The 204-nt window shown below is 55.9% G+C and carries 2 tRNA genes; both read left to right on the top strand.

Annotated features, from left to right (window positions below):
- Positions 1-20: 20 nt before the first annotated feature.
- A tRNA-Pro gene (locus COI44_RS23435) sits at positions 21-97 on the top strand.
- Between the two features lie 9 nt (positions 98-106).
- Positions 107-182 (top strand) — tRNA-Ala (locus COI44_RS23430).
- The last annotated feature ends 22 nt before the right edge of the window (positions 183-204 follow it).

Genomic DNA, 204 nt, shown 5'->3' with positions numbered 1-204 from the left:
CTTTCGGGCGCGCCATATTACGGGAAGTGGCTCAGCTTGGTAGAGCACCTGGTTTGGGACCAGGGGGTCGCAGGTTCAAATCCTGTCTTCCCGACCATTTCAATAAGGGGCCTTAGCTCAGCTGGGAGAGCGCCTGCCTTGCACGCAGGAGGTCAGCGGTTCGATCCCGCTAGGCTCCACCAAAATGATCTTTGAAAACTAAAC

Origin of the sequence: Bacillus sp. AFS088145 (assembly GCF_002564465.1) — a bacterium.
Classification (GTDB): Bacteria; Bacillota; Bacilli; order Bacillales; family Bacillaceae_G; genus Gottfriedia.
The sequence above is the reverse complement of the archived record's forward strand: the minus strand, read 5'-3'. Positions and strand labels throughout refer to the sequence as shown.